We start from the raw sequence: 5,560 nt of genomic DNA, 5'->3' as shown, positions 1-5,560 counted from the left end.
AGTACATCGAAGCCAAAGAAATATTGGATAACTGGCAGAATAAAGACCACCCACTTTATGAACGTCATCAAAGTTGTGTGGATGGTCTTATTACAAGGATTGAGCGTATAAAACAACAACTAAACAAATGCGAATAATCAGAAAAAATCTGTCTCGCCCTATGAGATAGTGTTTTCATCCTGATTGCTTTTAGATCGTTTTGACCGTAGCTCGTTTGCTTTATTCATCATCGAGCCAGCCATACGTCCACCAGTCGTAGAACCACTTAAACGACTACCAAGGTCACTTTTTAAAGCAGAACTCATATTCATGGCCATATTACCAGCCATAAAACCAGCTTTACCCATTGCACTCGATGGGCCTGTGCCAGTTGCTTGAGCCGTTTTAAGCTGTTCACTTGCCAACGCTCCAGCGCCTTTTGTAGCCATAGACGCACCAGCTGCACCAGCAGCAGCGCCAGCTGTCGCAGCAGCCACAGCACGTAGGGCAGAAGTTAAAGCAGCACCACTTCCAATAGATGAACCGTTAATCACACCTTGGAGCATATCAGGCACAATTTTGGTTAATGCCAGCAGTACCACACTACAGCCAATCATACCGACCAAACTTACATTGTCTTCAACATTAAAGCCCGTAGCCCACTCTTGGATAAAAGTAAGTCCAAGACCTGCAATCAATTGTAAGATAAATATTTTTGCACCGACTGAAACAGCATATTGAATAGTTTTCAAGGCATAGTCTTTCGTCCATTGCGAACCTGCAAACCCCATCATTAAGACACTAGCTGACACCACGATATACATTTCAACCAACGCCAAAACCAAGAACGCACAAATCAAGGCAAATGCAATCATGATAATGATTGAAGCAATCAGCATCCCCAATGAATCAATAGGCGACCAAGCACTTACCGAGTTTAAAATCTCTTGGACGATCTTCCAGCCGTTCACAAAAAAATCTGAGGGTGTAAGCAGACTGTAGCCACTGGCGGTAGATGCAGCCTGCCTGAAGCTATTTACAATCGCTTCAGCGAACGTTGCTGAGTTCATCAAAAGCCATGACATAAAGCCAGAATCAAAAAATTATTATGTGATCAGATTTCTTTTCTGCTCAAACTGCTCTTCAATTTTTGAACTCAAAAAATTGACAATAGGCTGCAAAGCATAATGCTCCTCTTGCCAATTTTGTTTGCCGATTTCCCCTCTATATTCCTGTATAAGTCGCTGCAATACGAATTTCTGCTCATCAGAAAGCTGAGACATAACCCATCGTGCAGCATTGTCTTTTGAAGCAATATCCTTCATCACTAAACTAAAATAGATCCGGCATAAAGCTAAAATCTGGTTTCTTTCATCTGCATCCTCATCCCAATGCGCTACAATTTCGGGATAAGTGTCAGACATTGCTTGCCATAGTTCTTGATCAGAAATTTCAGGTGCCCATTGGTTTAAAGCTGGCCCAAATAAAACTGTATGATGAGATCTCGCTTTTCTAAGCAATATACTAATATCTGGGTCTTTCTGTGAGCTCAATATTCCACCTTCTTTAAGCTCTTCACGCAGCCATTCACCAAATTGCATTTCATAACTTAAAGGATAAATTCCAGACTGAATCTCATCTTTTAATAAAATAGTAACTTCTAATGGCCTTTGTAATTCCCCAACAGGCTGTGAAATTTTTAGTAATTCTTGTGCAAGCTGCTCACGTAAAGCAGAAGTTAATGGTTGAGTGACCACGACCAGTACATCAAGATCACTTTCTGGCCCTAAACCACCGTCAACAGCTGAACCATAAAGATAAATTGCAAATAATGATTCCGCTAAAAGCTGCTGTAATTTTTCTTGTAGATATTCTAACTGAATTAAATCAGGCATCACTCACTCCTTTAATGGAAGATTAAATAATTCTCTATCTCGATTTTCGGTTAAGTATTTATCGAGTTGAGCCATTAACTTTTCATGAGCAACAGTGTCATTTTCGACGATTTTTAACATACAAGAGCCGATTAAAATCTTACGTCTTGTATCATTCTTTCGTTCTAACTCTTTTTGCTTAGAACGTTCACGAGCTACAGCAGCTTGTTTTTGAGCTTTTAACTGTTTTAACCGCTCTTGTTGCTTAGAAATTTGTTGTTCCAATGACTCAATTTTCATCTTTAACATACCTTTCAAATAGAGGAAATCCCCCTAAATCATAAGCGCACTTGAACATTGCTTTCAAGTTGCTATATGATTGTTGTGGGTTTTCCCGAAGGGCGCACTTTCCCAAACTAAAGTTTGGAGTGCGTAAGGGGACACCCCTTAACCCCGAAAAAAAATTTTCAATTTTTTTTTAAAAACACTTGTCAATGGGACTTTACATCGTGGCTATTTTTCACTTTTCAGTAAAAAATATTAGTCGATCAGATGGTCGAAGTGCTGTTGCGTGTGCTGCATATAGATCAGGGGAAAAATTGAAAGATGAACGCTATGGAAAAGAGCAGGATTACACGAAGAAAACAGGCATAGAATTTAAAAATATCTATGCGCCTGAAAACACCAAAAAAGAATTATTAGATCGGGAAACGCTTTGGAATACGGTCGAAACCATTGAAACTAGAAAAAACTCTCAATTATCAAGAGAATTTGAAGTTGCATTTCCTTGTGAATTAAACCAAGAACAACGAGAGAAGATGCTCAATGAGCTATGCGGAAAAATTGTAGAACGTCATAAGGTCGTTGTTGATGCAGTCATTCATGCCCCACATACCGCAGGCGGAAGTGATGACCGCAACTATCACGCCCACATCATGCTCACTACACGCAGCATTAACCAACAAGGCGACCTTGATAAAAAAACGAGAGAATTTAACGACAACGGCAAACAAGAAGTCGAACACTGGAGACAACAGTTTGCGGAACTCTGCAATCAATTTCTTGAACAGGTTGGCAGCCATGAGCGTGTCGATCACCGCAGCTACAAAGAGCAAGGTTTAGATTTAGAAGCCACACAGCATGAGGGTTCTACAATTACCCAACTTCGCAGACAGGGCAAGGACACTGAAATCAGTTTAAGTAACGATGCGATTAAGGCTAGAAATACAGAACGCCAATTAATTAAAGGACTTGAGCAAGAAATTTTAGCCACAGAACGCCTTGTTCATGACTTGGAACAGACCAGGGAAAATTTAGACCAGGAACAACGCCAAAAAGAAAAAGACCAGGAACAACGTTCCCCTGAAGAATTAACCAAAATTGCATATAGCGTTATTTCGCAATATAACGACGCTATAGCCACAGAAGCGAAAAACATAGCGTCATCTATCCAAAAAACAGAAATCGAGCAAATAAACGCTGTTTTGGAGCAAATAGAGCTATCTAAAAGCGATATTAAACACCAAAAAGAAGAACTAGGAAAAAGACCCCTGTTTTTTGGCGGAAAATGGGATACAGCAAATGCTGAAATTCAGAAGCAGTTGAACCAGCTGGAAGAACAAGAACGAGAATTGAGGAATAACTCCCCTCGATTTGAGCCTGAACGCTATACAGATCGGGCAAAACTGACTGTAAACAAGGCTAATCCAAACCTAAAAGCTAAATATGACCGAGCAAGAAATTATCTTGAGCGAGAACAACAACGGAAGTTAGCCGAACAGGAAAAACGAAAACAAGAAGCCAAAGCCATACAAGAACAAGAAAAACAGGCATTTTTTGCACGTAAAGCCTTGCGTGAACAAGGTAAGCATGAAGAAGCCAACAAGATGCTTGAAGCCGAAAAGCGGAATAGACCACGTTCAAGATAGGTATATCTATGGTGCAAAATATATGATTTTGCACCATAGATATACCTATTCTTTTTGGTGTTTATTAAAATTATCTAAACAATACATGGTTTTACAGAGCGAGTGTCTACGAGCGAACTAGCAATATTCGACCCTCGACCCTCTGAAAAACCGCTTTTAAATGACTTGAACCCTAGAAAATCTATATTTTCATGTTGAAATCTGCACCTAGACCGAGCGAAGCGAGCATAAAGCCTTATGAGCGAAGCGAATTCATAGTTGCTTTTGCTTTTAGATTTCACAAACAGGATTAACCGAAAAATTGCCCCTCGAAGCGAGCTTGCGAGCTTCAATAAAGTACGAGCTTTAGCGAGTACATAGGGCAATTTTGACCCCTCCCCTCTTTTTTAATTTTTTTATTTTTTTTAATTTTTAGGGTGACTGAAATCCTTATATAGCAATGGTTTCAGACTTTATATAGCAACGTTTATCTTGCAATATAGCAACGTTTATCTTGCAATATAGCAACGTTTATCTTGCAATATAGCAACGTTTATCTTGCATATTACAACATTGTTATATAATGTTGCTATAACAACAAAATTCGAATAAGTTGCTATGTATGAAAAAAGACCTAGTCGTTAAGGATAATGCGCTGATCAATGCCAGTTATAATTTAGACCTTGCAGAACAACGCCTAATCCTTTTAGCAATACTGGAGGCGAGGGAGTCTAATATCCCTAGTGACCGTGATTTAACTATCCATGCAGAAAGCTACATTAACCATTTCAATGTCCATAGAAACACCGCCTACAAAGTCTTAAAGGATGCTTGCAAAAACTTGTTTGAGCGTCGCTTTAGTTACCAAAAATTAACGGCTAAAGGCAATCTTGAGAATGTTATGAGCCGATGGGTACAGCGTGTGTCCTATGTTGAAAATGAAGCCCTTGTCCGTATCAGGTTTTCAGATGATGTTGTGCCACTGATCACCAACCTAGAGAAGCATTTCACCAGTTATGAACTGGAGCAGGTAAGTAGCCTAACGAGTGCCTATGCCATACGTTTATATGAACTACTAATTGCATGGCGTAGCACTGGGAAAGTATCAATGCTTGAAACTAAGGAATTGAGGTCAAGACTTGGTGTATTGGACACAGAGCATCAACGGATGGAATCGTTTAAAAGACGAGTATTAGAGCCTGCTATTCAACAAATTAACGACCATACCGACATTAAGGCAGAATACGAGCAACATAAGCGAGGACGTTCAATCATTGGGTTTTCATTCAGCTTTAAACAGAAATCCAAGCCTAAAACAATCAACCATGAACGAGATCCAAGCACGGTTGATATGTTCTGCAACTTGTCAGACAGTCAGATAAATACTTATAGCTCAGTATTGTCTAAAGTCCACAGTATCAGCGACCTAGCAGGGAATAAGGACTATCAAGCATTTGCAATATGGATTGCCAATATTTTACGTGACCCGTCCAGTGTGCGAGAAGAAACGGCAAAACGCATATTCAAGGCATTGCGAACAGAAACAGATTTTAAAGGTTAAATGGGAGTATTACTAATGACTGATTTATCAAAACTAAGTGAAACCGAGCTATTAGCTATCTGGAATAAAGATAATTTTGGACTGAAAGGTCAACTATACAAACTAGAACAAGAGTACATCGAAGCCAAAGAAATATTGGATAACTGGCAGAATAAAGACCACCCACTTTATGAACGTCATCAAAGTTGTGTGGATGGTCTTATTACAAGGATTGAGCGTATAAAACAACAACTAAACAA

The 5,560-nt window shown here is 39.5% G+C and carries 6 protein-coding genes; 3 read left to right on the top strand and 3 right to left on the bottom strand.

Features of this window, described 5'->3' with window-relative positions; genetic code table 11:
- Positions 1 to 158: 158 nt before the first annotated feature.
- Genes trbL through FTU17_RS16690 form a run of 3 tightly spaced genes read right to left on the bottom strand, consistent with a single transcriptional unit; the run spans position 159 to position 2,153 of the window.
- The gene (gene trbL / locus FTU17_RS16700) at positions 159 to 1,064 is read right to left on the bottom strand and encodes a P-type conjugative transfer protein TrbL (protein WP_204832353.1); all 906 of its coding nucleotides are present in this window, start codon (positions 1,062 to 1,064) and stop codon (positions 159 to 161) included.
- A gap of 21 nt (positions 1,065 to 1,085) precedes the next feature.
- Positions 1,086 to 1,874: an ANT(3'')-II family aminoglycoside nucleotidyltransferase gene (locus tag FTU17_RS16695; protein WP_005071978.1), complete on the bottom strand. Its 789-nt coding sequence runs from the start codon at positions 1,872 to 1,874 to the stop codon at positions 1,086 to 1,088.
- A gap of 3 nt (positions 1,875 to 1,877) precedes the next feature.
- Complete coding sequence (locus FTU17_RS16690) at positions 1,878 to 2,153, bottom strand: hypothetical protein (protein WP_004919011.1); 276 nt, start codon at positions 2,151 to 2,153, stop codon at positions 1,878 to 1,880.
- A gap of 209 nt (positions 2,154 to 2,362) precedes the next feature.
- Here FTU17_RS16690 and mobQ point away from each other — a divergent pair, with 209 nt between their 5' ends.
- The 3 genes from mobQ to FTU17_RS16675 all read left to right on the top strand — a co-directional run.
- Positions 2,363 to 3,781, top strand: a complete 1,419-nt coding sequence (mobQ, locus tag FTU17_RS16685; protein ID WP_065996350.1) for a MobQ family relaxase — start codon at positions 2,363 to 2,365, stop codon at positions 3,779 to 3,781.
- A gap of 601 nt (positions 3,782 to 4,382) precedes the next feature.
- A complete protein-coding gene (repM, locus tag FTU17_RS16680; protein ID WP_065996348.1) occupies positions 4,383 to 5,321 on the top strand; it encodes a replication initiation protein RepM in 939 nt (312 codons plus the stop codon).
- 15 nt (positions 5,322 to 5,336) lie between these two features.
- Positions 5,337 to 5,560 (top strand): hypothetical protein (locus FTU17_RS16675; protein WP_180136069.1); only part of this gene is annotated, 224 nt, incomplete at its 3' end.

This window comes from Acinetobacter sp. YH12070 (assembly GCF_013419625.1).
GTDB classification, from domain to species: domain Bacteria; phylum Pseudomonadota; class Gammaproteobacteria; order Pseudomonadales; family Moraxellaceae; genus Acinetobacter; species Acinetobacter amyesii.
This window is presented reverse-complemented; position numbering and strand designations above follow the sequence as displayed.